Annotated in this window: 25 protein-coding genes and 2 tRNA genes; 17 read left to right on the plus strand and 10 right to left on the minus strand. The window is 69.9% G+C overall.

The annotated features are described in order from the left end of the window. Positions 1-98 precede the first annotated feature (98 nt). The 3 genes from rng to MW290_RS18270 all read left to right on the plus strand — a co-directional run bounded on the left by rng (position 99) and on the right by MW290_RS18270 (position 3,155). Positions 99-1,574, plus strand: coding sequence for a ribonuclease G (gene rng / locus MW290_RS18260; protein ID WP_250199127.1), 1,476 nt, complete (start codon positions 99-101; stop codon positions 1,572-1,574). 21 nt (positions 1,575-1,595) lie between these two features. Further along, positions 1,596-2,519 (plus strand): NYN domain-containing protein, encoded by a 924-nt coding sequence (locus MW290_RS18265; protein ID WP_250199128.1) that lies wholly within the window; start codon positions 1,596-1,598, stop codon positions 2,517-2,519. Between the two features lie 279 nt (positions 2,520-2,798). Next, positions 2,799-3,155 carry a hypothetical protein gene (locus tag MW290_RS18270; protein ID WP_250199129.1) on the plus strand — a complete coding sequence of 119 codons (357 nt, stop codon included), beginning with the start codon at positions 2,799-2,801 and terminating at the stop codon, positions 3,153-3,155. 36 nt (positions 3,156-3,191) lie between these two features. Here MW290_RS18270 and MW290_RS18275 read toward each other — a convergent pair whose 3' ends face one another. Next, positions 3,192-4,094, minus strand: coding sequence for a dienelactone hydrolase family protein (locus MW290_RS18275; RefSeq protein WP_250199130.1), 903 nt, complete (start codon positions 4,092-4,094; stop codon positions 3,192-3,194). Positions 4,095-4,197: 103 nt separating this feature from the next. Between MW290_RS18275 and MW290_RS18280 the strand changes: the two genes are divergently transcribed. Next, complete coding sequence (locus MW290_RS18280; protein ID WP_250199131.1) at positions 4,198-4,914, plus strand: glutathione S-transferase N-terminal domain-containing protein; 717 nt, start codon at positions 4,198-4,200, stop codon at positions 4,912-4,914. Here the strand turns inward: MW290_RS18280 and MW290_RS18285 are convergent. The 3 genes from MW290_RS18285 to msbA are packed head-to-tail and all read right to left on the minus strand — an operon-like array spanning position 4,907 to position 7,907. Next, the gene (locus tag MW290_RS18285) at positions 4,907-5,368 is read right to left on the minus strand and encodes a DUF3037 domain-containing protein (protein ID WP_250199132.1); all 462 of its coding nucleotides are present in this window, start codon (positions 5,366-5,368) and stop codon (positions 4,907-4,909) included. The two genes, MW290_RS18280 and MW290_RS18285, sit on opposite strands and share 8 nt — an antisense overlap. Next, entirely contained in the window at positions 5,365-6,174 is an 810-nt protein-coding gene (locus tag MW290_RS18290) for a HipA family kinase (RefSeq protein WP_375142921.1), read from the minus strand. The genes MW290_RS18285 and MW290_RS18290 overlap by 4 nt, the downstream gene beginning before the upstream one ends. Further along, entirely contained in the window at positions 6,171-7,907 is a 1,737-nt protein-coding gene (gene msbA / locus MW290_RS18295) for a lipid A export permease/ATP-binding protein MsbA (protein WP_250199133.1), read from the minus strand. Before msbA ends, MW290_RS18290 begins: the two co-directional genes overlap by 4 nt. 99 nt (positions 7,908-8,006) lie before the next feature. Between msbA and tolB the strand changes: the two genes are divergently transcribed. From tolB to MW290_RS18325, 6 genes are all read left to right on the plus strand, one after another. Further along, entirely contained in the window at positions 8,007-9,272 is a 1,266-nt protein-coding gene (gene tolB / locus MW290_RS18300; RefSeq protein ID WP_250199134.1) for a Tol-Pal system beta propeller repeat protein TolB, read from the plus strand. Positions 9,273-9,324: 52 nt separating this feature from the next. Beyond that, positions 9,325-9,864 carry a peptidoglycan-associated lipoprotein Pal gene (gene pal / locus MW290_RS18305; RefSeq protein ID WP_250199135.1) on the plus strand — a complete coding sequence of 180 codons (540 nt, stop codon included), beginning with the start codon at positions 9,325-9,327 and terminating at the stop codon, positions 9,862-9,864. Between the two features lies 1 nt (position 9,865). Next, positions 9,866-10,621 (plus strand): tol-pal system protein YbgF, encoded by a 756-nt coding sequence (gene ybgF, locus MW290_RS18310; protein WP_250199136.1) that lies wholly within the window; start codon positions 9,866-9,868, stop codon positions 10,619-10,621. A 9-nt stretch (positions 10,622-10,630) separates the two neighbouring features. After that, positions 10,631-11,458: a tRNA threonylcarbamoyladenosine dehydratase gene (locus MW290_RS18315; RefSeq protein WP_250199137.1), complete on the plus strand. Its 828-nt coding sequence runs from the start codon at positions 10,631-10,633 to the stop codon at positions 11,456-11,458. Beyond that, positions 11,449-11,524, plus strand: a tRNA-Lys gene (locus tag MW290_RS18320). The genes MW290_RS18315 and MW290_RS18320 overlap by 10 nt, the downstream gene beginning before the upstream one ends. A gap of 31 nt (positions 11,525-11,555) precedes the next feature. Beyond that, positions 11,556-11,631: transfer RNA gene (locus MW290_RS18325), tRNA-Lys, on the plus strand. 63 nt (positions 11,632-11,694) lie between these two features. Here the strand turns inward: MW290_RS18325 and MW290_RS18330 are convergent. The 4 genes from MW290_RS18330 to MW290_RS18345 form a co-directional block, all read right to left on the minus strand. Next, on the minus strand, positions 11,695-12,636 hold the full coding sequence (locus MW290_RS18330) for a YcjF family protein (RefSeq protein WP_250199138.1): 942 nt from the start codon (positions 12,634-12,636) through the stop codon (positions 11,695-11,697). A gap of 92 nt (positions 12,637-12,728) precedes the next feature. Next, complete coding sequence (ppk2, locus tag MW290_RS18335; protein ID WP_250199139.1) at positions 12,729-13,919, minus strand: polyphosphate kinase 2; 1,191 nt, start codon at positions 13,917-13,919, stop codon at positions 12,729-12,731. A gap of 54 nt (positions 13,920-13,973) precedes the next feature. Next, positions 13,974-15,194, minus strand: a complete 1,221-nt coding sequence (locus MW290_RS18340) for an AGE family epimerase/isomerase (RefSeq protein WP_250199140.1) — start codon at positions 15,192-15,194, stop codon at positions 13,974-13,976. Then, complete coding sequence (locus tag MW290_RS18345) at positions 15,191-16,144, minus strand: LysR family transcriptional regulator (protein ID WP_250199141.1); 954 nt, start codon at positions 16,142-16,144, stop codon at positions 15,191-15,193. Before MW290_RS18345 ends, MW290_RS18340 begins: the two co-directional genes overlap by 4 nt. Positions 16,145-16,234: 90 nt before the next feature. On the opposite strand from MW290_RS18345, the gene MW290_RS18350 reads away from it, so the two are divergent. The 6 genes from MW290_RS18350 to MW290_RS18375 all read left to right on the plus strand — a co-directional run bounded on the left by MW290_RS18350 (position 16,235) and on the right by MW290_RS18375 (position 21,419). Further along, on the plus strand, positions 16,235-16,465 hold the full coding sequence (locus MW290_RS18350; protein WP_250199142.1) for a YjiS-like domain-containing protein: 231 nt from the start codon (positions 16,235-16,237) through the stop codon (positions 16,463-16,465). A gap of 30 nt (positions 16,466-16,495) precedes the next feature. Then, positions 16,496-17,566 carry a 3-deoxy-7-phosphoheptulonate synthase gene (locus tag MW290_RS18355; RefSeq protein WP_250199143.1) on the plus strand — a complete coding sequence of 357 codons (1,071 nt, stop codon included), beginning with the start codon at positions 16,496-16,498 and terminating at the stop codon, positions 17,564-17,566. A gap of 46 nt (positions 17,567-17,612) precedes the next feature. After that, on the plus strand, positions 17,613-19,043 hold the full coding sequence (locus MW290_RS18360) for an FAD-binding oxidoreductase (protein ID WP_250199144.1): 1,431 nt from the start codon (positions 17,613-17,615) through the stop codon (positions 19,041-19,043). A gap of 200 nt (positions 19,044-19,243) precedes the next feature. Continuing rightward, positions 19,244-20,494, plus strand: coding sequence for an acyl-CoA dehydrogenase family protein (locus MW290_RS18365; RefSeq protein ID WP_250199145.1), 1,251 nt, complete (start codon positions 19,244-19,246; stop codon positions 20,492-20,494). A 71-nt stretch (positions 20,495-20,565) separates the two neighbouring features. After that, a complete protein-coding gene (locus MW290_RS18370; protein ID WP_250199146.1) occupies positions 20,566-21,072 on the plus strand; it encodes a hypothetical protein in 507 nt (168 codons plus the stop codon). Further along, positions 21,069-21,419 (plus strand): ArsC family reductase, encoded by a 351-nt coding sequence (locus MW290_RS18375; protein WP_250199147.1) that lies wholly within the window; start codon positions 21,069-21,071, stop codon positions 21,417-21,419. The genes MW290_RS18370 and MW290_RS18375 overlap by 4 nt, the downstream gene beginning before the upstream one ends. 26 nt (positions 21,420-21,445) lie before the next feature. Here the strand turns inward: MW290_RS18375 and MW290_RS18380 are convergent, their stop codons facing one another. Both MW290_RS18380 and acnA read right to left on the minus strand, forming a co-directional pair. After that, positions 21,446-22,660 (minus strand): FIST signal transduction protein, encoded by a 1,215-nt coding sequence (locus MW290_RS18380; protein WP_250199148.1) that lies wholly within the window; start codon positions 22,658-22,660, stop codon positions 21,446-21,448. Between the two features lie 89 nt (positions 22,661-22,749). Next, entirely contained in the window at positions 22,750-25,485 is a 2,736-nt protein-coding gene (gene acnA / locus MW290_RS18385) for an aconitate hydratase AcnA (protein WP_250199149.1), read from the minus strand. 128 nt (positions 25,486-25,613) lie between these two features. Between acnA and MW290_RS18390 the strand changes: the two genes are divergently transcribed. Continuing rightward, positions 25,614-26,477 (plus strand): DNA ligase, encoded by an 864-nt coding sequence (locus tag MW290_RS18390; protein ID WP_250199150.1) that lies wholly within the window; start codon positions 25,614-25,616, stop codon positions 26,475-26,477. Positions 26,478-26,497: the final 20 nt, after the last annotated feature.

Below are 26,497 nucleotides of genomic sequence, written 5' to 3' on the forward strand. Positions count from 1 at the left end.
ATGATGGGCCGGCCCCTATCCGCAGACGGGCTTCACTCCACGAGACAAGCGCTGCCGGGCCGCCCGGGGGCGCCGCTCCGCACAAGAACAGAACCGTCATGCAAGACATCCTCATCAACTGGACCCCCCAGGAAACCCGCGTCGCCATCGTCGAGAACGGCGCGGTGCAGGAGCTGCACCTCGAACGCGCGCTGGAGCGCGGCCTGGTGGGCAACATCTACCTGGGCAAGGTGGTGCGGGTGCTGCCCGGCATGCAAAGCGCGTTCATCGACATCGGCCTGGAACGCGCCGCCTTCCTGCACGTGGCAGACCTGCACACCAACGGCCCGCGCAGCGACCACGGCGGCCTGCAGGCGCCGGTGCCCATCGAGCGCCAGGTGTTCGAGGGCCAGACGCTGACGGTGCAGGTGATCAAGGACTCCATCGGCACCAAGGGCGCGCGGCTGTCCACCCAGGTCAGCATCGCCGGGCGGCTGCTGGTGTACCTGCCGCAGGACAACCACATCGGCATCTCGCAGAAGATCGGCAGCCATGAGCTGCGCGAGCAGCTGCGCCAGCGCATGGCGGCGCTGGTGGGCAAGCCGGAAGAGGGCGGTGGCGGCGGCTTCATCCTGCGCACCAATGCCGAAGATGCCAGCGACGAAGAGCTGGCCGACGACATCGCCTACCTGCGCAAGACCTGGGCCTCGATCCGCGAGCGCAGCCACGCCCGCCCGCCCGGCACGCTGCTGCACCAGGACCTGACGCTGGCCGAGCGGGTGCTGCGCGACCTGGTGACCGACACCACGCATTCGGTGCGCATCGACTCACGCCTGCAGTACGAGCACCTGGCCGCCTTCGGCGCCACCTACACGCCCACCGCGGTGCGGCGGCTGGAGCTGTACCGCGGCGAGCGGCCGATCTTCGACCTCTTCAACATCGACGACGAGATCGCCCGCGCGCTGGCCCGCCGGGTGGACCTGAAGAGCGGCGGCTACCTGATCATCGACCAGACCGAAGCGCTGACCACGGTGGACGTGAACACCGGCGGTTACGTGGGTGCGCGCAACTTCGACGACACCATCTTCAAGACCAACCTGGAGGCGGCCGGCGCCATCGCGCGGCAGCTGCGGCTGCGCAACCTGGGCGGCATCGTCATCGTCGACTTCATCGACATGGCGCGCGAGGAACACCAGGCCGCCGTGCTGGCCGAGTTTCGCAAGCAGCTGGCGCGCGACCGCACCAAGACCACCGTCAGCGGCTTCACCCAGCTGGGGCTGGTGGAGATGACGCGCAAGCGCACCCGCGAAAGCCTGGCCCACATGCTGTGCGAGCCTTGCCCCACCTGCGCCGGCCGCGGCCAGGTGAAGACGCCGCGCAGCATCTGCTACGACATCCTGCGCGAGATCCTGCGCGAAGCCCGCCAGTTCGACCCCAAGGAGTTTCGCGTGGTCGCCAGCGCGGCCGTGGTGGAGATGCTGCTGGACGAAGAAAGCCAGCACCTGGCCGGCCTGTCGGACTTCATCGGCAAGCCGATCTCGCTGACGGCCGAGCCGACGTCGAATCCGGAGCAGTACGACATCGTGTTGCTGTAGCCGAGCGCCGGACGGAACGATATGGCCATTGCCACAGAGTCGGTCGCGATCTACTGGGACTTCGAGAACCTGCATGCCAACCTGATGGACCAGGCCCATGGCCAGGGCGCTTACCTGGCCAGCCGCTTCAGGCCGCAGGAAGAGGTCATCCACGTCGAGACCATCGTCGAGTACGCGCTGTCGCTCGGGCCCATCGCGATCAATCGGGCCTTTGCCAACTGGGTGTCCTTCAACCGCTACCGGCAGTCGCTGCTGCAGTCGGCGATCGAGCTGATCCAAGTCTTTCCGCCTGGCGCCAATGCCAAGAACGGGGCTGACATCAAGCTGTGCCTCGATGTCATGGAGGACATGGGGCGCTTCCCCCACATCACGACCATCATCGTGGTGGGCGGCGACAGCGACTACATGCCGCTGTCGTACAAGGTGAAGGCGGCCGGGCGCACGCTGGTGGGCATCGGCAGCCGGCGCGGCACCAACCAGCACTGGGCCCGCAGCTGCCACGACTTCAAGTTCTACGAGGCGCTGCTGGCGCCCGCGGTGACGGCGACCGAGGCCGTGGCCGAGGTGCCGGCCCCCCCGTTGGCGCAGGTGGTCGCCGCCGAAGCGCCCGTACCGGAGGTGGCTGTGCAAGCGGCTGTGCCGCTGGATGAGATGCGCGCGCTGCTCGACCTGGCCGAGACGGCCGCCGCCCAGCGCAAGGCCGCGCGTGAGCTGGTTGGCAAGGCGATCGCGCGCCTGGCGCAGAACCGCGGCGAGACCTGGGTTCAAAAGGCACGGCTGCGGCCGTTCATCAAGCGCATCGACCCGACCTTTGAAGAGTCGAGCTATGGCTTTTCGACCTTCAACGAGATGCTCGGGTCCATGGGTGACCTGGTCGAGGTGCGCCGGGGTGAGTTCGATCATGAACTGCGGCTGCGGCCCTCGGCCACGGAGCCGGCCACCTGAAAATGCGGCATGCGCCTGCCGGCCCGCCGCCTCGCAGCTCGCGGCCGCGTCGTTGGCATCGTTCTTCCCGCTTTTGCCGGCCGGCGATCAGCCGTGGATCCAGACCCAGCAGGCACAAGCGCCGCGCCACGCATGTAACCTCGGCCATGACTTCCCCTTTCCGCTTAGATTGAACTTCCGCAACAGCTCAATCTTGGTACCTTGATACCGTGGCTGAACTGGGAAAGTCCCTTCGCATCCGCTCGAGCGCATCGAGCGCGGGAAAGCCGTTGAACTGACATGCCCAAGCACAAACTTCCTCCCTGGCTGCGGCCGAAGCCACGCACGCCCATGGTCCAGGTCGGCGTCACGTGGTACTCGGAAGACCAGTGGCAACTGGTCAAAGCTTCGGCCACCGACGCGGAGCGCTTCGAGGACACCTACGCCGACTGGGTGGCGATGGCGGAGGACTCCCTCCGGCGCATGCGGGCCGCCGGCATCGCCGCCGAGCGTGTGCCCATCATCGCCTCCGAGCTTCTTGCGTGGTGCCTGGCGCATGGCAAGGTGAATGATGCGTCGGCCCGGGCCAAGTACGTGTCGGAAGTGCAGTCTCGGCGCGATGAGAACGGCGCCGCTCCAGAGCCGCCCGGCCATTGACCGACGCCGCAGCCACTGAGCCCGCGGGCCGGATCGCTACCCCCTCAACACCCCATTGAACAAAGCCACCGTCCGCGCCCACGCCTGCTGCGCCGCGGCCTGGTCGTACCTCGGCGTGGTGTCGTTGTTGAAGCCGTGCTGCGTGCCCGGGTACTTCACGGCCTGGAAGGGCACGTTGGCGGCCTTGAGGGCGGCTTCGTAGCCGGGCCAGCTGGCGTTGATGCGCTCGTCGTTCTCGGCATACACCAGCAGCAGCGCGGCCTTGATGTTGGGCACCTGGTCGGCCGGCGGTGCCATGCCGTAGAAGGGCACGGCGGCGCCCAGGTCGGGCAGCTTGGTGGCCAGGAAGTTGGCGATGCCGCCGCCGTAGCAGAAGCCCACCACGCCCATCTTGCCGTTGGTGTTGCTCACGTTCTTCAGGTAGCTGGCCGCGGCGATGAAGTCTTCCTGCGTCTTCGACTGATCCAGCTTGCTGAACAGCTCGCGGGCCTTGTCCTCGTCGCCCGGGTAGCCGCCCAGCGGATCCAGCGCGTCGGGGGCAAAGACCACGAAGTTCTCCAGCGCCAGCCGGCGGGCGATGTCTTCGATGTGCGGGTTGAGGCCGCGGTTTTCATGCACCACCAGCACCGCGGGCAGCGCGCCGTTGGCAGCCGCCGGCCGCACCAGGTAGCCGCCGCCCTGGCCGTAGCCGCGCGGCGACGGGAACTTGACCTTCTCGCCGCGGATGCGCGCGTCGCCCGGCGGCACCTGTTGTGCCTGCGCAAAGCGCGGGCTCAGCGCGGCCAGCAGCGCCGCGCCGCTGACGCCGCCCGCCGAGAACCGTGCCGCGCCCTCGATGAAGCCCCGCCGGTCGAGCAGGCCGTGCACGTAGCGGTCGAAGAGGCGCAGCACTTCGGGGTGGAAGTCTGCGGCGGTCTGGCGAGGGGGCTCATGGGCCATCGGTCATCTCCTGCAACTGCTGAGGTGCCACGGTGTACCCCACTGCCGGCATCCTGTCAGCCGGCGGGGCATCATGCGCCACCCATTGCCTTGCGAGCACCTCATGATCGACCTGCACTACTGGACCACGCCCAACGGCCACAAGGTCAGCATCTTCCTGGAAGAAGCCGGCCTGCCTTACACCATCCACCCGGTGAACATCGGCAAGGGCGAGCAGTTCCAGCCCGAGTTCCTGCGCATCTCGCCCAACAACCGCATCCCGGCCATCGTCGATCAAGACCCCGCGGGTGGCGGCGGGCCGCTGTCGGTGTTCGAGTCGGGTGCCATCCTGCTGTACCTGGCCGACAAGACCGGCCGCTTCATCCCGCAGGACCTGCGCGGCCGCACCGAGGTGCTGCAGTGGCTGTTCTGGCAGATGGGTGGCCTGGGCCCGATGGCCGGGCAGAACGGCCACTTTCACATGGCCGCGCCTGAAAAGATCCCTTACGCGATCGAGCGCTACGTGAAGGAGACGGCGCGTCTGTATGGCGTGCTGAACAAGCAGCTGGAAGGGCGCGAGTACATCGCGGGCGACTACAGCATCGCCGACATGGCCTGCTACCCCTGGGTGGTGCCGCACAAGATGCACGAGCAGAAGCTGGAGGACTTTCCGAACCTGCAACGCTGGTTCAACACGGTGCAGGCACGGCCGGCGGTGCAGCGTGCTTATGCGCTGGTGCAGCAGGTGAACCCGCCGCGCGAGCTGAGCGCCGAGGAGAAAGAAGCCCAGCGCAGGGTCTTGTACGGCCAGGGCAACAGCGGCCCCGCCATCGTCAAGTAAGCGGCGGCGAGTGCGGCCTCGGTGGCCGCACCATGCGGTCCAGGAGCCGCTCGATCGCCTGCGGCAGGTCGTCGCAGCGGCCGGTGTGCACCTGCGAGGTCTGGATGCTGGCGCTGCGCGGCGCCACCAGCCAGTGAAAGCGCTCACGCAGCGGCAGCAGGCCCAGTGCACCGGCCGCGGCGCCGCCTTCGCAGATGCGCGGAATCGCGGCCAGCGCCGCACGCAGCGCGGGCAGGTCGGCCGATGGGTCGAGCGCCAGCAGCCGCGCTTCGTCCAGCTCGATGCGGGCCTGCAGGAAGCGCCGCGCCGCGCACGACAGGATGACGCCGGCATTGATGAACTCGCCGCGGTCCACCCGCGGCACCACCCGCACGATGGCGTAGTCGTAGTGGCAGGTCAGGGCGGGCTTGGCGGCCTGGGGCGCAGCGGCGGCGGTGTCGGTCAGGGTGCTCATGGCTTCGGATGGGCCGCCGCCCAGGCGGCATGGGCGCGCACCGCCTCGGCCGCAAAGGCACGGGGCTGCTGCAGGCGCCGGCAGAAGTACTGGCGGTAGGCGTCGCGGTGCTCGGCCACGCTGGCAAAGGGCACGTCGCCGCCCAGCCAGGCGTCGGGAATCAGCGAGACGATGTGGGCGATCAGGTCTTCGTTCAGCATCGCGGCCAGGCGCGCATCGGCCTCGGGCAGGCGGCTGGCAAAGGGCAGCAGCACATGGTCCTTCACGTGCGCGAACGGGCTGGTCGCGCGTGCCAGGTGGTCGTGCCAGTCGTGGTGGAAGAACAGCGCCGCGCCATGGTCGATCAGCCACAGCCGGCCGTGCCACACCAGCAGGTTGGCATTGCGCGGCGTGCGGTCGATGTTGGTGGTGAAGGCGTCGTGCCACACGATGGCCGAGGCTTCGTCGGCATCGGGTTGCAGCACCAGCGGGTCGAAGGTGACGCTGCCGGGCAGGTAGTCCAGCGCCAGGTTCAGGCCGTCGCTGGCGCGGATCAGGTCCTGGATCTCGGGGTCGGGCTCGGTGCGGGCCATCTCCGGGTCCAGCTGCATGAACACGATCTCGGGCACGCGCAGGCCCACGGCACGCGCCAGCTCGCCGGCCACCAGCTCGGCGATCAAGGCCCGCGGGCCCTGGCCGGCACCGCGGAACTTGAGCACGTACAGGCCCTGGTCGCAGCCTTCCACCAGCGCGGGCAGCGAGCCGCCTTCACGCAGCGGCGTCACGTAGCGCGTGGCGGCGATGGTGCGCAGGGAGGTCATGCTCATGCGTTCCTGAACTGCATCGCATGCAGGCGCGCATACAGGCCACCGCGCGCCAGCAGCTCGGCATGCGTGCCTTTCTCCACCACGCGGCCCTGCTCCATGGCCACCACGCGGTCGGCATGCTCGATGGTGGACAGCCGGTGCGCAATGACCAGCGTGGTGCGGCCCACCATCAGCCGCTCCAGCGCCTGTTGCACCGCGCGCTCGCTCTCGCTGTCCAGTGCCGAGGTGGCCTCGTCCAGGATCAGGATGGGCGCGTTCTTGTAGATGGCGCGGGCGATGGCCACGCGCTGGCGCTGGCCGCCCGACAGCTGGTTGCCGTTGTGGCCGATCACGGTCTGGATGCCCTGGGGCAGCCGTTCGACGAAGTCGTGCAGGTTGGCATCGCGCAGCGCGGCCTGCACCCGGGCTTCGTCCATCGTGTCGCCCAGCGCCACGTTGGCGGCCAGGGTGTCGTTGAACAGCACCACGTCCTGGCTGACGAGCGCAAACTGCCGCCGCAGCACGTCGATGCGCCAGTCCTGCAGCGGCACGCCGTCCAGCGTGACCACGCCGCTGGTGGGATCCACGAAGCGCGGCAGCAGGTGCACCAGCGACGACTTGCCGGCGCCCGAGGGGCCGACCAGCGCCACGGTCTCGCCGGCGGCCAGCTTCAGGTTCACGTCGTCCAGCGCGGGCGCCTGGTCGGCCCGGTAGCGCAGGCTCACCTGCTGCAGCGCCAGCTCGCCGCGGCTGCGGCCTTCGGGGGCGTGGCTGCCGCCGGTCTCGGGCGCCACGTTTTCCACCAGCTCGATGCCGCGCTCCAGCGCGGCCAGGCCGCGGGTCAGCGGCGCGGCCACGTCGGCCAGGTGCTTCATCGGCGAGGTGAGCATCAGCATCGCGGTGACGAAGGCGACGAAGTCGCCCACGCTGGCGCTGTCGCCGCTGCGGGCCTGCCACAGCGCCAGCGCAATCACCGCCGACAGCGCCAGCGCCGCCAGCAGCTGGGTGATGGGCGAGACGATGGCACCGGCCGCGGCCGACTTCATCACCAGCCGGCCCAGGCGCCGACCCTGCTCGCGAAAGCGCGGCATCTGCGCGCGGCCTGCGCCGTGCAGCCGCACGATGCGCCAGGCCAGCACGTTCTCCTCCACCACGTAGGCCAGCTCGTCGGTGGCGTTCTGGCCCAGCACCGCCAGCTTCTGCAGCCGGCGCGAGACCAGGCGCATCACGCCGGCCACGGCCGGCGCCATCACCACCACGAACAGCGTCAGGTGCCAGTTCAGCCACAGCAGGTAGCCGAACAGGGCCACCACGGTGAGCGAATCGCGCACCAGCGTCAGCAGCGCGCTCACCAGCTGGCCGGCGCCCTGCTGCACCTCATACACCACGGTGTTGGTCAGGCCGCTGGCGGTGTGGGTGCTGAAGAGCTGGGGCGACGCATCGAGCAGCCGGCCGAACATGGCTTCACGCAGGTTCAGCACCGCGCCGTTGGCCGCCCAGGACAAGCCGTACTGGGCCACGAACGAAGCGGCGCCGCGCACGATGTAAAGACCGACGATGGCCAGCGGCACCATCCACAGCGAGAAGGCCGCCGCCCCGGCGAAACCCTTGTCGAGCAAGGGCTTCAGCAGGGCCGGAATCATCGGCTCCGTGGCGGCGCTGATGGCCGCGGCCATCATGGCAATCACGATGCCTGGACGGCTCGGTCGGAAGTAGGGCGCCACGCGCCCCAGGCGTTGCAGCAAGGTCGGCATCGGGGACGATTATCAGCGCCGGTGCCTACAATCCCGGGTATCAAGGCCAGCCTATTCCACTGAGTGAACCGATTGCCGCCTTGCGGGTCCATCCCCGCCATGACCCGTCGTAGAACCCTTCTGGGCGCACTGGGCGCCTCCTTCTCGCTGCCCACGCTGGCGCAGTTCCGTGTCGAGATCAGCGGCGTCGGCGGCACTCAGCTGCCGGTGGCCATTGCCGGTTTCCGCGACGAGGACCGCTCCGGCCAGTCCATCTCGGCCATCGTGCGCGCCGACCTGGAGCGCAGCGGCCGCTTCCGCAACATCGACGCGCCCGGCGCGCTGGACGAAACCTCCGCGCCCGTCATCGCCGACTGGCGCGGCCGTGGTGCCGATGCGCTGCTGGTGGGCTCGGTCACGCGCCTGGCCGACGGCCGCTTCGACGTGCGCTACAAGCTCTGGGACACCGTCAAGGGCACCGATCTGGGCGGCCAGAGCCTGCCCGTGGTGGCCGGCGATCTGCGCCTGGCCGCGCACCGCATCGCCGACGCGGTGTACGAGAAGCTCACCGGCGAGCGCGGCGTGTTCTCCACCCGCATCGCCTACGTCACCCGCAGCGCCAACCGCTACAGCCTGCGCGTCACCGACGCCGACGGCGAAGGCGGCCAGGTGGCGCTGGCCAGCCCCGAGCCCATCATCTCGCCCGCCTGGTCGCCCGACGGCCGCGAACTGGCCTACGTGTCGTTCGAGACGCGCAAGGCCGTGGTCTGGGTGCAGGACGTGGCCTCGGGCCAGCGGCGGCAGATCGCCAACTTCCGCGGCAGCAACAGTGCGCCCGCCTGGTCGCCCGACGGCTCGCAACTGGCGGTCACGCTGTCGCGTGATGGCGGCTCGCAGCTGTTTTTGATGGGCCGTGACGGCGGCAACCTGCGCCGCATCACCAACACCATGGCCATCGACACCGAGCCGGCGTTTTCGCCCGACGGCCGCACGCTGTACTTCGTCAGCGACCGTGGCGGCAGCCCGCAGGTATACAGAATGCCAGTGGGCGGTGGAGGCGCAGAACGCGTGAGCTTCACCGGCAACTACAACATCAGCCCGGCCATCAGCCCGGATGGCCGCAGCATGGCGTGGGTCACCCGCCAGGGCGGCAGCTTCCGCCTGGTGGTGGCCGATGCAGCTGGCGGCAACGCGCAAACCATCACCGACACCACCGCCGACGAAAGCCCGAGCTTCGCGCCGAACGGCCGGCTGATCATCTTCGCCACCCGGGCCGGCGGCCGCGACGTGCTGATGACCACCACGCTCGACGGCAAGATCAAGGCGCGGCTGCTGTCCTCCGGTGTCGACGTGCGCGAGCCCGTGTGGGGCCCGTACGGCCGCTGATCCGCTTCGTTTTCCAACCCCCGTCCCCTCTCGCACCACCAAAGGAAGCACCATGACTTCTCTGCGTCTCTCCCTCAGTGCCGTGGCCATCGCCGCCGTGCTGGCCGGCTGCGGCTCCAACGTCAAGCTCGACGAGAACGCCGGCAATGCGCCGGTCGAATCGCGCAACCCCGCGGGCAATGCCGGCGGCGCCACCGGCGGTGCCGGCCAGTCGGGCGTGGCCACCGTCGACCTGGGCGCCTCGCGCAACAACGCCGGCAGCAACCTGCCGCGCGTCGTGTACTTCGACTTCGACAGCTTCACCGTCAAGGACGAGTACCGCAACGTGATCGAGGCCAATGCCAAGGCCCTGACCGCCGACCGCAACAAGCGCGTGGCCGTGGAAGGCCACACCGACGAGCGCGGCGGCAGCGAATACAACCTGGCTCTGGGCCAGAAGCGCGCCGAGGCCGTGGCCCGTGCGCTGACGCTGCTGGGCGCCAACGCCGCGCAGGTGGAAGCCACCAGCTTCGGCAAGGAACGCCCGGCGGTGCAGGGCAGCGACGAGGCCGCCTACGCGCAGAACCGCCGCGCCGAGATCAAGGACAAGTGACATGCGCCGCACGCTGATCGCGGCGGCACTGGCGGCGCTGGCCTTCAGCGCCAACGCCGCCTTGTTCGAGGACGAGGATGCGCGCCGCGCCATCCTCGACCTGCGCGCCAAGCAGGAAGCCAGCGACAAGCAGGCCAAGGAATCGCAGGCGGCCCTGAGCGCCACCATCGGCCAGCTGCGCAGCAGCCTGCTCGACCTGAGCAACCAGATCTCCGGCCTCAACGGCGAGATTGCCCGCCTGCGTGGCCAGCAGGAGCAGCTGCAGCGCGACGTGGCCGAGCTGCAGCGCCAGCAGAAGGACATGGCGCAGGGCGTGGACGAGCGCATGCGCAAGCTCGAGCCGCAGAAGGTCAACGTGGACGGCAAGGAATTCCTGGCCGACCCCGAGGAGACGCGCCAGTACGACGCCGCCATCAAGGTGCTGCGCAGCGGCGACTTCGCCGGTGCCGCCAACGCGCTGGGCGCCTTCGTGCGCACCTTCCCGTCCAGCGGCTATGGCGACAGCGCGCGCTTCTGGCTGGCCAATGCCCAGTACGGCAAGCGCGACTACAAGGAAGCCATCGCCGGCTTCCGCAGCTTCCTGCAGGCCGCACCCACCCACCCGAAGGCGCCCGAGGCGCTGCTGGCCATGGCCAACACGCAGGTGGAAATGAAGGACAGCAAGGCCGCCCGCGCCACGCTGAACGAGCTGCTGAAGAACTACCCGCAATCCGAAGCCGCCGTGGCGGCCAAGGACCGGCTGGCTTCGCTCCGGTAAGCCGCCGGCATGCAGGCAGACGACGCCGACCTGGAACGCCGCTTTGGTGGCCTGCGACGCCTGTATGGCGACGCGGGCTATGCGCGCGTGCGCGGCGCCCGGGTGGCCGTGGTGGGCCTGGGCGGCGTGGGCTCCTGGGCGGCCGAGGCGCTGGCGCGCAGCGGCGTCGCCACGCTGGTGCTGATCGACCTGGACCACGTGAGTGAGTCCAACGTCAACCGGCAGATCCAGGCGCTGGGCAGCACGCTGGGCATGTCGAAAGCCGAAGCCTTGAAGGCCCGCATCGCCGACATCCACCCGGGCTGCGAAGTCGTCTGCATCGAAGAGTTCGTCGAGCCCGCCAACTGGCCGGCCCTGCTGCCGGTGCCGGTGCATGCGCTGATTGATGGCTGCGACCAGGTGCGCGCCAAGGCCGTGCTGGCCGAATGGGCGCTGCGCGAGCGGCTGCCGCTGGTGACCGTGGGTGCCGCCGGCGGCAAGCAGCTGGCGCAGCGGGTGGAAGTGGACGACCTGGCCGCCACCACGCACGACCCCCTGCTGGCTTCATTGCGGCAACGCCTGCGCAAGGCAGGGGCGGCGCCGCGGCAGGGCGCCATCGGCGTGCGCTGCGTGTTCTCGCGCGAGCCGGTGCGCGCGCCCGACGGCCAGTGCGACGTCGACGGCACGCTCAACTGCCATGGCTACGGTTCCACCGTCACTGTCACGGCCACGTTCGGCCTGGTGGCGGCCGGTGAAACAATTCAGCAGCTGATTTCTCAAAAACCGCTTGCCAAAGCCGAAACGCATGCTATAGTGCGTGGCTCTGCAGACGAGTTCATTACTCAGTTGGGTTGTTAGCTCAGTCGGTAGAGCAGCGGACTTTTAATCCGTTGGTCACAGGTTCAAGTCCTGTACAACCCACCAGTTCGCTGAGTCAGGAATTGGAACAGATCAGGGGCTCTTAGCTCAGTTGGTAGAGCAGCGGACTCTTAATCCGTTGGTCGAGTGTTCGAGTCACTCAGGGCCCACCAAATCTCGGAAGAAAAAGGCTTGCACGAAAGTGCAGGCCTTTTTTCATTGGCCCGGCGGGCCCTTTATGCAGACTTCACCATCTGCAGGATCTGCCCGGCATCCAGCGTGGCGGCCTTCTGCTGGATCTGCGGCAGGTACTGCTGTTGCAGGTCCTTGGCCGGCCCCAGCAGCGACTGGAAAGTCTGCTGCAGCACGGCGGTGTTCATCTGCCGGCCGCCGCCGTAGTAGCGCTTGGCCAGCTGCCCCAGCGCATAGGTGCTGGCGAACGAAAACGCGATGCCGGTGGCCGCGCTGCCCACGCTGCGGCCGATGCCGCCGCCCACCTTGCCCAGCAGCCCGCCCAGCAGCTTGCGGCCGAACTGCTCCAGATACTGCGAGGTGAGGCCCACGCCCGCCGCGGCGATGAATTCCTTGATGTGACCCTTGTCCAGCGTGTGCCCGTGGGCCTGGCCGATGCGGTACACCATCTTCATCTGCAGCGGGATGATGGCCATCGAGGCCCAGCTCTGCGGCAGCAGTTCCAGCGCGCCATTGAGGATGGCGTACTGCAGGATGCTGCGGTCCAGCGCTTCGGTGTTGGCTGCCGACTGCACCGCGGCCGGCACCGGGCCTGCCGGCGTCACCGGCACGGCGGCGATGGCATCGGCCTCATGCTCGGCGTGTGCCGTTTGCGCGGCGCCCAGCTTGAGCACCGACTTCAGCTGCGCCAGGAAGGCCTGCTCGGCCGTGCTTTGCGCGCCATCGGCATCGCACACGCACAAGGCCATCTCGTAGGCCAGCTGGCGGTGGCCGGCTTCGGGCAGTGCGGCCGCGGCCTGGGCCAGGTTCACGCGCTTGAGCAGCACGTCCTGGTACAGCCCGGCCATCTGCGGCATGCCGCTGTCGCCGGCCAGCGAGTCGGCGATGCGCTTGATCTCGGCCCGTTCGGTGTCGGCCTTGTCGCCGTCGGCAAAGGCCGCCAGCAGCGCGATGGTGAGCAGGGCACGTTGTTCGGTGGCTTGCATGGAGGTCGGGCCGCGAGGCCGTGTGCGTCTATCAGGCCCATTGGGACCCACCGCCGCCCGGCGGAGTTCCGGTATCCATTCGTGCCGGCCGCTCAGCCGCCGCTGGCGGCCAGCTCGTCGTCGCCCACCACCGACACCAGCGCCGGCCGGCCGACGATCAGCGGATCGACCGGGCCGACGGTGGCCAGGTCGCGCTGGCCATAAGGCAGCCGGTGCAGCAGGTAGCGCATCGCGTTCAGCCGCGCGCGCTTTTTGCAATCGCTCTTGATCACCGTCCAGGGGGCGTCCGAGGTGTCGCAGTGCACGAACATCGCCTCCTTCGCGCGGGTGTAGTCGTCCCACTTGTCCAGCGAAGCCATGTCGATCGGGCTCAGCTTCCACTGCTTGAGCGGGTGCACCTTGCGTTCCTTGAAACGGCGGCGCTGCTCTTGTTGGCTGACCGAGAACCAGAACTTGAACAGGTGCACGCCCGAGCGCACCAGCTGCCGCTCGAACTCCGGCGCCTGGCGCAGGAACTCGTCGTACTCGTGGTCGGTGCAAAAGCCCATCACCCGCTCGACGCCGGCGCGGTTGTACCAGCTGCGGTCAAACAGCACGATCTCGCCGCGCGTGGGCAGGTGCTGGATGTAGCGTTGGAAGTACCACTGGCCGCGCTCCACCTCGCTGGGCTTTTCCAACGCCACCACGCGCGCGCCGCGGGGGTTGAGATGCTCCATGAAGCGCTTGATGGCGCCGCCCTTGCCGGCGGCGTCGCGGCCTTCGAAGAGGATGACCACGCGCTGGCCGGTGTCCTTCACCCAGGCCTGCAGCTTCAGCAGCTCGACCTGCAGCCGGTACTTCTGCCGCTCATAGCTCTTGCGCGACAGCAGGTTCTTGTACGGATAGCTGCCTTCGCGCCAGCCGGGGCTGAGTTCGGTGTCGGGGTCGATGGCGGGTCGCTCGCCGCGGCCCGGTGGCGCCTCGAACAGGGCATGGCGCAGCGCCTCCACCTCGTCGGGCGATGCCCCGGCGATCAACGTCTGCAACTGGCGCAGCGCTTCACCGGCCGGCGTGTCGCGGCCGCTGTGGGCCAGCAGGTCGCCCACCACCATCGACTGCACCGCGGTGGTGGTGCTGCTGCGGCGCCGCACACGGTCGGCCTCAGCCGCGCGGGGCGTGAGCGGCGAGACGGTGTCGCCGGCTTCAGCGGGGCGGGGCAGCGCGCTGCGTGAGGGCAGGCGCTGGCGGCTGCGCACCCGGGCGGGTGCGGACGCATCGGTAGGGGCTGCGGGGGGTCTGGCCATGGGCGTCGCCTTTGCAGTGGAAACCGCGCATCTTGCGCCTGCCGGCGGGTGGCCTCAAGCGCCCAGGCCGCGCAGCACGTCCCAGCAGGCGCCCATGGTGTGGTAGTCCGTCTTGCCGGCGGGGCTCTTCTCGTCGGAATAGGGCCGGTTGTCGGGCGTGCGGATGCGGTACCAGGCGCCATGCTGGTGGTCGATCATGTGGGCCCAGCTGTAGGCCCACAGCCGGTCGTACCACTGCCAATAGGCCTCGTCGCCGGTGCGCACGGCCAGCAGCGCGGCGGCGGCCAGGCTTTCGGCCTGCACCCAGAAGTACTTGTCGGCATCACACACCTCGCCGCCGGGCGCAAAGCCGTACACCAGGCCGCCATGCTGCGCGTCCCAGCCGTGGCGCACCGCGGTGTCGAAGAAGCGCTGCGCGGTGGGCAGCAGCCAGGCGGGGCGCTGGCCTTCGGGCAGGCGCGCTTCCAGTTGCAGCAGCAGCATGGTCCATTCCGTCAGGTGGCCGGTCTGGAAGCCCCAGGGCCGGAAGATGTTGCTGCGGTCGTGGCGGTTGTAGTCCCAGTCCACCTGCCAGTCGCCCTGCGGGCCCTGGCGGTAGTGCTCCCACACCATGCCGTCGGCCAGTCCGGCCAGCCGCTGTGTGACCGATTCGGCCAGCTGCAGTGCACGCTGCAGGTAGCGGGCGTCGCCCGTGGCCTCGTGCGCGGCCATCATGGCCTCGCAGCCATGCATGTTGGCGTTCTGGCCGCGGTAGGCGCTCAGCTGCCAGTCGGGCGTGGCCTCGTCGGCATACAGGCCGTTGGCAGGCTCCCAGAAGCGTTGCTCCATCAGCGCGAAGGTGGCTTCCAGCCCGGGCCGTGCCTCGTCGATGCCGGCCATCAACGCATGGGCATGCGCCAGCAGCACGAAGGCCTGGCCGTAGCAGTGCTGGGTGCCGTCCTGCACGCTGGCGCGCTGGCCGTCCCAGGTGATCTGCCAGGCATGGCCACCCTGCGGCAGGGCATGGGCCTGCTGCAAGAAGGCCAGGCCGTGGCGCGCGGCCGACTGGTCCTGCGGCTGGCGAAAGCGCCGCCAGGCCATCGCATGGTTGAAGACGAAGCGGGTGCTGCTGACCAGGTGGCGCGTGCGCCGGTCGTACACCGTGCCGTCGTCCTTGAAGAAGTGGAAGAAGCCGCCGCTGGCATCCAGCGCGCGCCCTTCGTAGAAAGACAGCGTGTGCCGGATATGGCCGAGCAGGAACTCGGGCGAGCGGAAGTCGGGCAGGGAGGGGCTCATCGTGCTGTACTGCGTGGGGAGCGGCGTGGGTTGGCGCCCATTCTGCGCGGTGGCGCCTTCTGTGCGAAGCCGCGTAGCACCGTCAGCACCTCGCGCGCGGCGGCGTCCAGCCGGGCTTCGGCACGGTGGGCGATGCCCAGCGTGCGCACCAGCGCCGGCTTCAGGGGCCGCAGCTGCATGCCGGCGTCCAATGCCGACAGCGGGCCGCCCACTTCCTCCATCGGCAGCAGCGCGGCGCCATAGCCGGCGGCCACCAGGCTTTTCATCGCCAGCGTGTAGTTCAGCTCGATGCGGGCGCGCGGGCTGTGGCCGGCGCTGGCGAACCAGGCCATCGTCAGCCGGTACATGCGGGTGCTGGCGTCGTTGAAGATCAGCGGCTTGCCGGCCAGCCAATCGGGCGTGATGCTGCGGGGCACCTGCCAGCCCGAGGGCAGGAAGGCCATCATCGGGTCGCTGCGCCAGGGCGTGACCAGCACCTCGTCGCTGGCGGGCTGCGGCAGCGCCACCACGCCGATGTCCAGCGTGCCGGCCTGCAGCCGCGCGATCGTCTCGTTGGAGCCGAGGATGGCCAGGTCGACGTCGATGTCGGGCGCATGCTCGGCCAGCGTGCCCAGCACATGGGGCAGCAGGTGCACGATGACGCCGGTGGAGGTGCCCAGCCGCACCTTGCCCGCGCGGCCCTGCGCGATGCGGCGCACGGTGGTGGCGGCTTCGTCGGCCTCCTTCAGCAGCCGGCGCGCATGGTCCAGCAGGGCGGCGCCGGCCGCTGTGGGCAGCGCCCGGCGCGGGCCGCGTTCCAGCAGCGGCACGCCCATGCGGGCTTCCAGCTCGGCGATGTGCAGGCTGACCGTGGGCGGGGCCAGGTGCAGCGCCCGCGAGGCGGCGGCGAAGGTGCCGAGGTCGGCGATGGACACCAGCGTCTGCAGCTGGTCGAGGTTGAGGGCGCGCATTCAGCAATGCTGAAGTAAAGCGTCAGATCATTCAACTTTTCATTCATGCCCTGCGCCAGCACCATCGGCTTCCTGTTGAGAGGAGAAGCGATGGAGACCCTGCTGAAGACCGCCGCCGTGACCCCTGCCGCCTGGAACCGACGTGGCCCTTTGCGTTGGCTCCAGTCCGCGCGGCGGGCCTGGCTGGCGATGCGCCGCCGCGCCGCCGACCGTCGCGCGCTGCAGGCGATGAGCGAGGCCGAGCTGCGCGACATGGGCATCGGCCGCGGCGAGGCCGACCACCTGACCCGGCCCTGCGACAGGCTGCACCGGCCGTGGTGACAAGCCCCCGGCGGTACGATCGGCGCCGCCATGTCATACACCGCGCCGATCTCCGACCTGCACATCGCCCACGACGAGCTGCTGCCCGAGCCGCGCGCGCTGCGCGAGGCACTGCCCGCGGGTGAGGCCGCAGCCGCCCACATCCGCCGCTCGCGCGAGGCGGTGCGCGCCATCCTGCGCGGCGAGGACGACCGGCTGCTGGTGATCACCGGCCCGTGCTCCATCCATGAGCCTGCATCGGCGCTGGAGTACGCGGGCCGGTTGCTGCCGCTGGCGCAGCGGCTGCAGGGCGAGCTGCTGGTGGTGATGCGGGTGTACTTCGAGAAGCCGCGCACCCGCATGGGCTGGAAGGGCCTGATCTACGACCCGGGCCTGGACGGCAGCGGCGACATCGGCCAGGGCCTGCACGAAGCGCGGCGCCTGCTGCTGGCCTGCGCCGCGATGGGCATGCCCACCGCCTCCGAGATCCTGGACCTGGTGACGCCGCAGTACTACGCCGAGCTGCTGACCTGGGGCGCCATCGGCGCGCGCACCGTGGAAAGCCCGCTGCACCGGCAGATGGCCTCGGCGCTGTCGGCGCCTGTGGGCTTCAAGAACACCACCTACGGTGGCCTGGCGCCGGCCATCGACGCCATCCACGTGGCGATGCAGCCGCACACCTTTCCGTCGGTGTCGCTGGAAGGGCGGGCCATGGTGGTCACCACCACCGGCAACCCCGACGGTCACCTGATCCTGCGCGGCGGCAGCGACGGCCCCAACTACCAGGCCGACAGCGTGGCCCGCGCCGCCCGCGCGCTGCGCGAGTCCGGCCTGCCCGAGCGCGTGGTCATCGACTGCAGCCACGGCAACAGCAGCAAGGACTACGCGCGCCAGCCGCTGGTGGCGGCCGACGTGGCCGCGCAGGTGGCGGCCGGCTCCACGGTGCCTTGCGGCCTGATGCTGGAAAGCCACCTGGTGGAAGGTCGGCAGGACATCCGCGACGGCCGCCAGGGCCTGCGTTATGGCCAGAGCGTGACCGACGCCTGCATCGGCTGGGACGCCACCGTGCAGGTGCTGGAAGGCCTGGCCGCCGCGGTGCAGGCGCGCCGCCTGCCCCGTTGAACGGCGCCTTCTTCTCTTGCATCCACTTCCCGAGCCGGAACTTCGCATGACCGCTCCTGACCTCGACACCCTGCGCGCGGCCTTTGCCGGCCGCCTGATCACCGCGCCCGACGACATGGCGCCCTTCCTGACCGATTGGCGCGGCAAGTGGCGCGGCGCGGCCATCGCGGTGGCGCAGCCCGACAGCGCCGCCGACGTGGGCGCGGTGATGGCCTGGTGCCACCAGCACGGCGTGCCCGTGGTGCCGCAGGGCGGCAACACGGGCCTGTCGGGCGGTGCCACGCCCGACGACAGCGGCCGCGCGCTGCTGCTGTCGCTGGTGCGGCTGAACAAGGTGCGCCGCATCGACGCCAGCAACAACACGATGGAGGTGGAAGCCGGCGTCACGCTGCAGCAGGTGCAGCAGGCGGCGGCCGAGGCGGGGCGGCTGTTTCCGCTGAGCCTGGCGGCCGAAGGCACCTGCACCATCGGCGGCAACCTGGCCACCAATGCCGGCGGGGTGCAGGTGCTGCGCTACGGCAATGCGCGCGAGCTGTGCCTGGGCCTGGAAGTGGCCACGCCAGAGGGTGAGCTGTGGAACGGCCTGCGCGGCCTGCGCAAGGACAACACCGGCTACGACCTGCGCGACCTGTTCATCGGCAGCGAGGGCACGCTGGGCGTCATCACCGCCGCGGTGCTCAAGCTGTTTCCGCCGCCGGCGGCCAAGGTGGCGGCCTTCGTGGCCGTGCCCTCGCCCGAGGCTGCGGTGGCCTTGCTGCAGCTGGCCCAGGCGAAGCTGGCGGCCAGCCTGACGGCCTTCGAGCTGATCAGCGAGGTGTGCATCGGCCTGGTGTTGAAGCACATGCCCGGCAGCCGCCGGCCGCTGGCCGAGCCCAGCCCCTGGTACGTGCTGATGGAAGTGTCGGACGCGCACGACGAGGCCCATGCGCAGGCCGCGATCGAAGGCGTGCTGGAAGCCGCGCTGGAAGAGGGCCATGCCACCGATGCGGCGGTGTCGGCTTCGCTGGCGCAGTTTGAGGCGCTGTGGGCGCTGCGCGAGAACATCTCCGAATCGCAGGGCGCCGAAGGCAAGACCATCAAGCACGACATCGCGCTGCCGATCTCGCGCATCCCCGAGTTCATCGCCGCCACCGATGCCGAGATCGCCGCGCAGTTCAGCGGCGTGCGCATGGTGGTGTTCGGCCACCTGGGCGACGGCAACCTGCACTACAACGTGTCGCCGGCCGAAGACCGGCTGGGCCCGGTGCATGCGCCGGCCTTCGTGGCGCTGGAGGGCCCGCTGAACAAGCTGGTGCACGACGCGGTGGCCGCCCGCGGCGGCTCCATCTCGGCCGAGCACGGCCTGGGCGTGCTGCGCCGCGACGAAGCCGCCCGCTACAAGAGCCCGGTGGAGCTGCGGCTGCAGCAGGCCGTCAAGGCCGCGCTGGATCCGCAGGGGCGGATGAATCCGGGGAAGTTGCTGCCGCCGGCTGGCTGAGGCCGGCCAGAGGGCCACCCGCCCGCCGGGCCGTCCCAAGGGCGGGTGCTCCCCCTCGGGGGGGCGCGAGCGTAGCGAGCTTGGGGGCTCGAATGCTTGGCGTCACCTTCGTGACCGCGGGGCGGCGCCTGCGGTGGTTCAATCCTGTCACCGGCCGCGGCAGTCCTGCGGTGGCCAGCGTGTCAGCGAAGGAGACAACCATGCCCTGGGACTATTCGGCCAAGACGACCGATCTGCTGGAACGCCTGAATGCGTTCTTCGACCGGTACATCTACCCCAACGAGGCGCGCTACCACGCCGAGATGGACGCCTTCCGCCGCGCCGGCAACGCCTGGCAGCAGCCCGCCGTGGTGGAGGAGCTGAAGGTCATCGCACGCGAGCAGGGCCTGTGGAACATGTTCCTGCCGCATGAATACCGCGGCGTGCCCGGCATCAGCAACCTCGACTACGCCCCGCTGTGCGAGGTGATGGGCCGGGTGAGCTGGTCGAGCGAGGTGTTCAACTGCTCGGCGCCCGACACCGGCAACATGGAGACGCTGGAGCGCTACGGCACCCCGGCGCAGCAGGACCGCTGGCTGGGACCTTTGCTGGACGGCAAGATCCGCTCGGCTTTCCTGATGACCGAGCCGGCGGTGGCCTCGTCCGACGCCACCAACATCCAGTGCGACATCCGCCGCGACGGCGACCACTACGTGATCAACGGCCGCAAGTGGTTCTCGTCGGGCGCCGGCAGCCCGCATTGCGCCATCTACATCGTGATGGGCAAGACCGATGTCGACGCGCCGCGCCATGCGCAGCAGTCCATGGTGCTGGTGCCGGCCAACACGCCGGGCGTGAAGGTGGAGCGCCACATCAGCGTGTTCGGCTACGACGACGCGCCGCACGGCCACATGGAGATTTCGCTGACCGACGTGCGCGTGCCGGTGGACAACATCCTGCTGGGCGAAGGCCGCGGCTTCGAGATCGCGCAGGGCCGCCTCGGCCCCGGCCGCATCCACCACTGCATGCGCAGCATTGGCGCCGCCGAGCGCGCGCTGGAGATGATGATCGACCGGCTGCAGACCCGCATCGCCTTCGGCAAGCCGCTGGCCGACCAGTCGATCTGGCATGAGCGCATCGCCGAGTCGCGCTGCATGATCGACCAGGCCCGGCTGCTGACGCTGAACGCCGCCCACCGCATGGACACCGTGGGCAACAAGGCGGCGCAGGCCGAGATCGCGATGATCAAGGTGGTGGCGCCCAACGTCTCGTGCAAGGTGGTGGACTGGGCCATCCAGGCCCACGGCGGCGCCGGCGTCAGCCAGGACTTCTGGCTGGCCGAGGCGTATGCCCACCAGCGCACCGTGCGCATCGTCGACGGCCCGGACGAAGTGCACCGCCGCGCCATCGCCAAGCTGGAGCTGGCCAAGCGCACCGCGGCCCGCGCCGCCCGGGGTGGCCAGGCGGGCTGACCCGCGCTGCGTGCAGGGCTTTGGCGGGCGGCGCAGGATGGTCGCCCTGCCAAAGCCACATCCTGCACATCATGTCTAGACAAGCGATCGCCGCCGCGGCGCTGGCGCTGCTGCTGGCCGGTTGCGCCAGCTATGGCACCGGCGGCCTGCAGAGCGGCCAGACGGCCGACGAGGTGGCCGCCCGCATGGGCGCACCCACCGGCCGCTACACCCTGCCCGATGGTGGTACGCGGCTGGAGTACGCCCGCGGCCCGCTGGGCAAGCACACCTACATGGTCGACCTGGACGCCCAGGGCCGCGTGCGCGGCTGGCAGCAGGTGCTGACCGAAGCGCGCCTGCAGCAGGGCATCCAGCCCGGCATGCCGGTGGACCAGCTGTTGCGCGAGTTCGGCCGCCCGGCCGAGAAGCGCTCGGGCGGGCGGCAGGGCGGCGAGGTGTGGTCGTACCGCTACGATGCCTGGGGTTGCTTCTGGTGGCAGGTCTCCGTCACCGGCAGCGGACCGGACGCGCAGGTGCGCGATGCCGGGCCCAACACCGACCCGATGTGCGACACGGGCAACGACAGCAAACCCTCATGACGATCACGCTCTACGGCATTCCCAACTGCGACACGGTGAAGAAGGCGCGCGCCTGGCTCGATGGCCAGGGCGTGGCCTACCAGTTCCACGACTTCAAGAAGGCGGGCGTGCCGGCCGCGCCGCTGCAGCGCTGGCTGGCCGCCGCCGGCTGGCAGACGCTGCTCAACCGCAAGGGCACCACCTGGCGCAAGCTGGACGAAGCCACCCAGGCCGCCGCGGCCGACGAAGCCGGCGCCGCCGCGCTGATGCAGGCTCAGCCCAGCGTGATCAAGCGCCCGGTGGTGGAGTGGGCCGACGGTGCGGTGACCGTGGGCTTCGACGCCGACGATTGGGGCGGCCGGGTCTGATGAACGCGCCAGGCCAGGGCTTCGGCTCAGGCCTCCGCCAACGCGGTGAATGCATGCGTCTGGTGATGCAACTGCACCTCGCCGGGCGCAGCGCCGGCCGTCAGCTCGCCCAGCGAATGAAAGCCCACCGCCGGTAGCGCGTCGCGGCTCAGGCTCAGCGGCCAGGGCATCGCGGGCGGGGCTTCGGCCAGGGTGCCATCGGCGCCCGGCAGGGCCGGCTGGTCCAGGCAGCCCACCGACAGCAGCAGATGGCGTGCGCCTGGTGGCAGCGCCTCCACCGCCCGCTCGGCCGCCTGGCGGGTGCTGGCGGCCAGGTCGCCGGCTTGCCGCTGCATCACCAGCACCCGGCTGCCTTCGGCCAGGCTGGTGGCCAGCAGCAATGCGCCGCGGTGCTCGTCCACCGTCAACACGCTGCGGATGGTGGGCGCCTGGCCGTCCGCCGCGGTCAAGGCCAGCGGGTGCAGCAGCGCTGACGCCGGCAGGCGTGCCGCCTCGGTGCCCAGGTAGTCCCGGTAGACCTCCAGCGCGGGCCGGCCATCCAGCTCATACACCACCGGCCCGTGGGCGCGAGTGACGTGGTGCGCCATGCCCATCGGCTGCCAGCCGGCAGCATGGCCCTGGCCCACATGCAGGCGCGGGCCGTACAGGCCCACCACGCAGGCGCGCCCGGGCGCCGGCAGCCGGCCGTCGCAGCCATACACCCAGGCCGGCCCGGTGGCGCCGCGGTCGCCGGCCAGGCCACCGGTGATGCGCGCTGCCAGCGGCAGGCCGCCGCGCAGGCCGCGCAGCAGGGCTTCGCCGTCTACGCCCTGTCCGTCGGACAGCAGCAGCGCCAGCCGCAGCGGGCCCTGGCGCTGCAGCGGGGCAACGGCCGCCTGCCGGTCCTGGCGCAGCATGGGCACGCTGGGCAGCTGGGCCGCCAGTGCGGCGCCCATCAGGCCGCTGTCGCGGCGCTGGCGCACCTCCACCGCGGCGCCGTGCAGGTGCGTGTCCTGGAAGCGGATGATGGCCGCGGTGAGTTCGCCGGGGCGCCAGCCGCAGGCGCCGTGCACCGGGCCCGACGAGCAGCCCGCATGCACCGCCTGCACGAAGCGGTCGGCCAGCTCCAGGAAGGGCGCCGGCTCTTCGACGAAGGCGCTGTCGCCGAACACCAGCACCAGCGTCTGCGGGCTGTCGAGGTCCGCCGGCAGCGGTGGAAACCAGCCGGTTTTGCGGCGGTAGATGGACAGGCTGATGTGCATGGCGGGCCCCTTTCCCAAGGTGCCGCCATCATGGATCTGCCACCACCGATGAATCGGTGGAAATGGCAGATCAAATCATTGCTATCAATTCAGGCTGCGAGCAGTTGGCGCAGCACGAAGGGCAGGATGCCGCCGTGCTGGTAGTAGTCCACCTCGATCGGCGTGTCGATGCGCAGCACCACCGTCACCTCCTGCGTGCTGCCGTCGGCGCGGGTGATCACCAGCGTGGCATCGGCCTGCGGCCGCAGCGCGCCGGCGATGCGCACGTCGATCTGCTCGTCGCCCTTCAGGCCCAGCGATTCCCAGGAATCGCCCGCCTTGAACTGCAGCGGCAGCACGCCCATGCCCACCAGGTTGGAGCGGTGGATGCGCTCGAAGCTGCGCGCCACCACGGCCTTGATGCCCAGCAGCTGGGTGCCCTTGGCCGCCCAGTCGCGGCTGGAGCCGGTGCCGTACTCCTCACCCGCGAAGATGACGGTGGGCACGCCCGCGGCCATGTACTTCATCGCCGCGTCGTAGATGAACATCTTGTCGCCGCCGGGCTGGTACAGCGTCACGCCGCCTTCTTCGCGCGAGCCGTCCTCGCCGGGCGGGATCATCAGGTTCTTGATGCGCACGTTGGCGAAGGTGCCGCGCATCATCACGTCGTGGTTGCCGCGGCGTGAGCCATAGCTGTTGAAGTCGGCCTTGAGCACGCCGTTCTCCTTCAGCCACTGGCCGGCGGGCGAGGTCTCCTTGATGGAGCCGGCCGGCGAGATGTGGTCGGTGGTGATCGAGTCGCCGAACAGCGCCATGATGCGCGCGCCCTTGACGCCCACTTCACCCTCCACCGGCGGCTGCATCTGGAAGCCCTGGAAGAACGGCGGCTCGGCGATGTAGGTGGAGGCGGGCCAGTCATACACCTGGCCGGTGGTGCCCTTGATCTTGCCCCACAGCTTGCCGGGCTCGGTCTTCACCTTCTCGTAGTTGGCCTTGAACACCTTGGCGTTCATCGCGTACTTCATCAGCGCGGCGATCTCGTCGCTGCTGGGCCAGATGTCGCCCAGGTACACCGGCTGGCCCTTCTTGCCGTAGCCCACCGGCTCGGTCATCAGGTCGCGGCGCACGTTGCCGGCAATCGCATAGGCCACCACCAGCGGCGGGCTGGCCAGGAAGTTCGCCTTCAGGTTGGGGTGGATGCGCGCCTCGAAGTTGCGGTTGCCCGACAGCACGGCCGCGCACACCAGGTCGTTGCGCCAGATCACCTCGTTCAGCTCGGCCGTCAGGTCGCCGGCGTTGCCGATGCAGGTGGTGCAGCCGTAGCCGGCCAGGTTGAAGTTGAGCTTTTCCAGGTAGGGCAGCAGGCCGGCCCGTTCCAGGTACTCGGTCACCACGCGCGAGCCGGGGGCCAGCGAGGTCTTGATGTGCGGCTTGACCTTCAGCCCCGCCTCTACCGCCTTCTTGGCCAGCAGGCCGGCGGCCAGCAGCACGCTGGGGTTGCTGGTGTTGGTGCAGGAGGTGATGGCCGCGATCAGCACGTCGCCGTTGCGCACTTCCAGGCCGCTCTCGGTCTTGAACACCTGGTCCAGCTTCTCGGCCGGCTGGTTGAAGCCGTTGGCCGAGACCGGCGCGCTGTAGAGCGAAGCGAACTGCTCGGACAAGTGCGTGATCTCGATGCGGTCCTGCGGCCGCTTGGGGCCGGCCAGGCTGGGCGCCACGGTGGTCAGGTCCAGCGTCACCACCTTGCTGTACTGGATGTCGGCCAGCTCCTTGGAGGCGCCGGCCGCGCCCGGCACGCCGTACATGCCCTGGGCGCGGAAGTAGGCCTCGAAGGCCTCGATCTCGGCCTTGGTGCGGCCGGTGCCGCGGAAGTAGTCGATGGTCTTGTCGTCCACCGGGAAGAAGCCCATCGTGGCGCCGTACTCGGGCGCCATGTTGCCGATGGTGGCGCGGTCGGGCAGCGGCAGCGTGGCCACGCCGGGGCCGAAGAACTCGACGAACTTGCCGACCACCTTCTCCTTGCGCAGCAGCTCGGTCACCGTCAGCACCAGGTCGGTGGCGGTCACGCCCTCGCGCAGCGATCCGGTCATCTCGAAGCCCACCACGTCGGGCGTCAGGAAGTACACCGGCTGGCCCAGCATGCCGGCCTCGGCCTCGATGCCGCCCACGCCCCAGCCCACCACGCCGATGCCGTTGATCATCGTCGTGTGGCTGTCGGTGCCCACCAGGCTGTCGGGGTAGTACACGCCGGCTTTCGTCTTGTGCACGCCGCGCGCCAGGTACTCCAGGTTCACCTGGTGCACGATGCCGAAGCCCGGGGGCACCACACCGAAGGTGTCGAAGGCCTGCATGCCCCACTTCATGAACTGGTAGCGCTCCTGGTTGCGCTGGAATTCCAGCTTCATGTTCAGGTCCAGGGCGTTCTTGGTGCCGTAGTAGTCGACCATGATGGAGTGGTCCACCACCAGGTCCACCGGCACCAGCGGCTCGATGGCCTTGGGGTTCTTGCCCAGGCTGGCGGCCACCGAGCGCATCGCGGCCAGGTCGGCCAGCAGCGGCACGCCGGTGAAGTCCTGCAGCACCACCCGGGCCACCACGAAGGGGATCTCGTCGGTGCGCTCGGCCACCGGCTGCCAGTTGGCCAGCTGCTGCACGTGCTCGGGCGTCACCTTCTGGCCGTCGCAGTTGCGCAGCACCGACTCCAGCACGATGCGCATCGACACCGGCAGCCGGTTGACGTTGGGATAGGTCTTGGCCAGGTGCGGCAGCGAAAAGAACTGGCCCGTCTTGCCAGAGGCGGTGGTGAAGGTCTTGACCGTCTTGGAGAAGGCGTGGGCTTTCGGCATGTACTGACTCCGCGTTGGATGACCGATCGATTGTGCCGACTGCCCGCGACAAAGGTGCTGCTGGCGCGCAATAGTTCTCTTCGCAGCGGTGCCGGGCGGCCGAAACACAGGGCAGGAGGGCACACCCCATGCCGCATTCCCCAAGCAGGACCCGTCGCCGCTTGGTGGCGGCCACACTCGCTTCCTTCATTCCGCTGCCGCACATCGCGTGGGCGGCATCAGCGCCCGGCTGGCTGCTGGCCCGCGAGTTCGGCCTTGCGGACGACCCCACGGGCTACCTGGTGAGCGAGAAGTACGACGGCGTGCGCGCCCAGTGGGACGGCCAGGCCCTGCGCCTGCGGGGCGGCGGCACGGTGGCGGCCCCGGCCGACTTTTTGGCGCGCCTGCCCGCCACGCCGCTGGACGGTGAGCTGTGGATGGGGCGTGGCCGCTTCGATGCGGCCTCGGCCGCGGTGCGGCGAGAGCGGCCCGATGCGGCCGAATGGCAGGCGCTGCGTTACATGGTGTTTGAACTGCCCGGCGCGCCCGGCCCCTTCAGCGAGCGGGCGCAGGCCATCGAGCGCCTGGTGGCCGCGGCAGCCTGGCCGCGACTGGTGGCGGTGGCGCACAGCCGCGTGGCCGACCGCGTGGCCCTGATGCATCGGCTGCAGCAGGTGGTGTCCAGCGGCGGCGAAGGCCTGGTGCTGCACCGGGCCGATGCGCCTTACCTCACCGGCCGCGGCGACGTGCTGCTCAAGCTCAAGCCCGAGCAGGACGCCGAGGCCGAGGTCATCGGCCACCTGCCCGGCCGCGGCCGCCATGCCGGCCGGCTGGGTGCGCTGCGGGTGCGCACCGAGGCGGGCGTGGTCTTCCAGATCGGCACCGGCTTCACCGATGCGCAGCGCGAGGCGCCGCCGCCGCTGGGCAGCTGGGTCACCTTCCGCCACCGCGGCTACACGCCGCAGGGCGTGCCGCGCTTCGCCAGCTTCCTGCGGCTGCATCCCCCGCCCTGATGTGCGGCAAACTGCCCGCC

Origin of the sequence: Aquincola tertiaricarbonis (assembly GCF_023573145.1) — a bacterium.
Lineage (GTDB): Bacteria > Pseudomonadota > Gammaproteobacteria > Burkholderiales > Burkholderiaceae_C > Aquincola > Aquincola tertiaricarbonis_B.

Excerpts from the sequence above, each read along its gene's own strand:
- rng (WP_250199127.1), top strand. The coding sequence starts at position 99 with ATGCAAGACATCCTCATCAACTGGACCCCCCAGGAAACCCGCGTCGCC.
- MW290_RS18265 (WP_250199128.1), top strand. The coding sequence starts at position 1,596 with ATGGCCATTGCCACAGAGTCGGTCGCGATCTACTGGGACTTCGAGAAC.
- MW290_RS18270 (WP_250199129.1), top strand. The coding sequence starts at position 2,799 with ATGCCCAAGCACAAACTTCCTCCCTGGCTGCGGCCGAAGCCACGCACG.
- MW290_RS18275 (WP_250199130.1), bottom strand. The coding sequence starts at position 4,094 with ATGGCCCATGAGCCCCCTCGCCAGACCGCCGCAGACTTCCACCCCGAA.
- MW290_RS18280 (WP_250199131.1), top strand. The coding sequence starts at position 4,198 with ATGATCGACCTGCACTACTGGACCACGCCCAACGGCCACAAGGTCAGC.
- MW290_RS18285 (WP_250199132.1), bottom strand. The coding sequence starts at position 5,368 with ATGAGCACCCTGACCGACACCGCCGCCGCTGCGCCCCAGGCCGCCAAG.
- MW290_RS18290 (WP_375142921.1), bottom strand. The coding sequence starts at position 6,174 with ATGAGCATGACCTCCCTGCGCACCATCGCCGCCACGCGCTACGTGACG.
- msbA (WP_250199133.1), bottom strand. The coding sequence starts at position 7,907 with ATGCCGACCTTGCTGCAACGCCTGGGGCGCGTGGCGCCCTACTTCCGA.
- tolB (WP_250199134.1), top strand. The coding sequence starts at position 8,007 with ATGACCCGTCGTAGAACCCTTCTGGGCGCACTGGGCGCCTCCTTCTCG.
- pal (WP_250199135.1), top strand. The coding sequence starts at position 9,325 with ATGACTTCTCTGCGTCTCTCCCTCAGTGCCGTGGCCATCGCCGCCGTG.
- ybgF (WP_250199136.1), top strand. The coding sequence starts at position 9,866 with ATGCGCCGCACGCTGATCGCGGCGGCACTGGCGGCGCTGGCCTTCAGC.
- MW290_RS18315 (WP_250199137.1), top strand. The coding sequence starts at position 10,631 with ATGCAGGCAGACGACGCCGACCTGGAACGCCGCTTTGGTGGCCTGCGA.
- MW290_RS18330 (WP_250199138.1), bottom strand. The coding sequence starts at position 12,636 with ATGCAAGCCACCGAACAACGTGCCCTGCTCACCATCGCGCTGCTGGCG.
- ppk2 (WP_250199139.1), bottom strand. The coding sequence starts at position 13,919 with ATGGCCAGACCCCCCGCAGCCCCTACCGATGCGTCCGCACCCGCCCGG.
- MW290_RS18340 (WP_250199140.1), bottom strand. The coding sequence starts at position 15,194 with ATGAGCCCCTCCCTGCCCGACTTCCGCTCGCCCGAGTTCCTGCTCGGC.
- MW290_RS18345 (WP_250199141.1), bottom strand. The coding sequence starts at position 16,144 with ATGCGCGCCCTCAACCTCGACCAGCTGCAGACGCTGGTGTCCATCGCC.
- MW290_RS18350 (WP_250199142.1), top strand. The coding sequence starts at position 16,235 with ATGGAGACCCTGCTGAAGACCGCCGCCGTGACCCCTGCCGCCTGGAAC.
- MW290_RS18355 (WP_250199143.1), top strand. The coding sequence starts at position 16,496 with ATGTCATACACCGCGCCGATCTCCGACCTGCACATCGCCCACGACGAG.
- MW290_RS18360 (WP_250199144.1), top strand. The coding sequence starts at position 17,613 with ATGACCGCTCCTGACCTCGACACCCTGCGCGCGGCCTTTGCCGGCCGC.
- MW290_RS18365 (WP_250199145.1), top strand. The coding sequence starts at position 19,244 with ATGCCCTGGGACTATTCGGCCAAGACGACCGATCTGCTGGAACGCCTG.
- MW290_RS18370 (WP_250199146.1), top strand. The coding sequence starts at position 20,566 with ATGTCTAGACAAGCGATCGCCGCCGCGGCGCTGGCGCTGCTGCTGGCC.
- MW290_RS18375 (WP_250199147.1), top strand. The coding sequence starts at position 21,069 with ATGACGATCACGCTCTACGGCATTCCCAACTGCGACACGGTGAAGAAG.
- MW290_RS18380 (WP_250199148.1), bottom strand. The coding sequence starts at position 22,660 with ATGCACATCAGCCTGTCCATCTACCGCCGCAAAACCGGCTGGTTTCCA.
- acnA (WP_250199149.1), bottom strand. The coding sequence starts at position 25,485 with ATGCCGAAAGCCCACGCCTTCTCCAAGACGGTCAAGACCTTCACCACC.
- MW290_RS18390 (WP_250199150.1), top strand. The coding sequence starts at position 25,614 with ATGCCGCATTCCCCAAGCAGGACCCGTCGCCGCTTGGTGGCGGCCACA.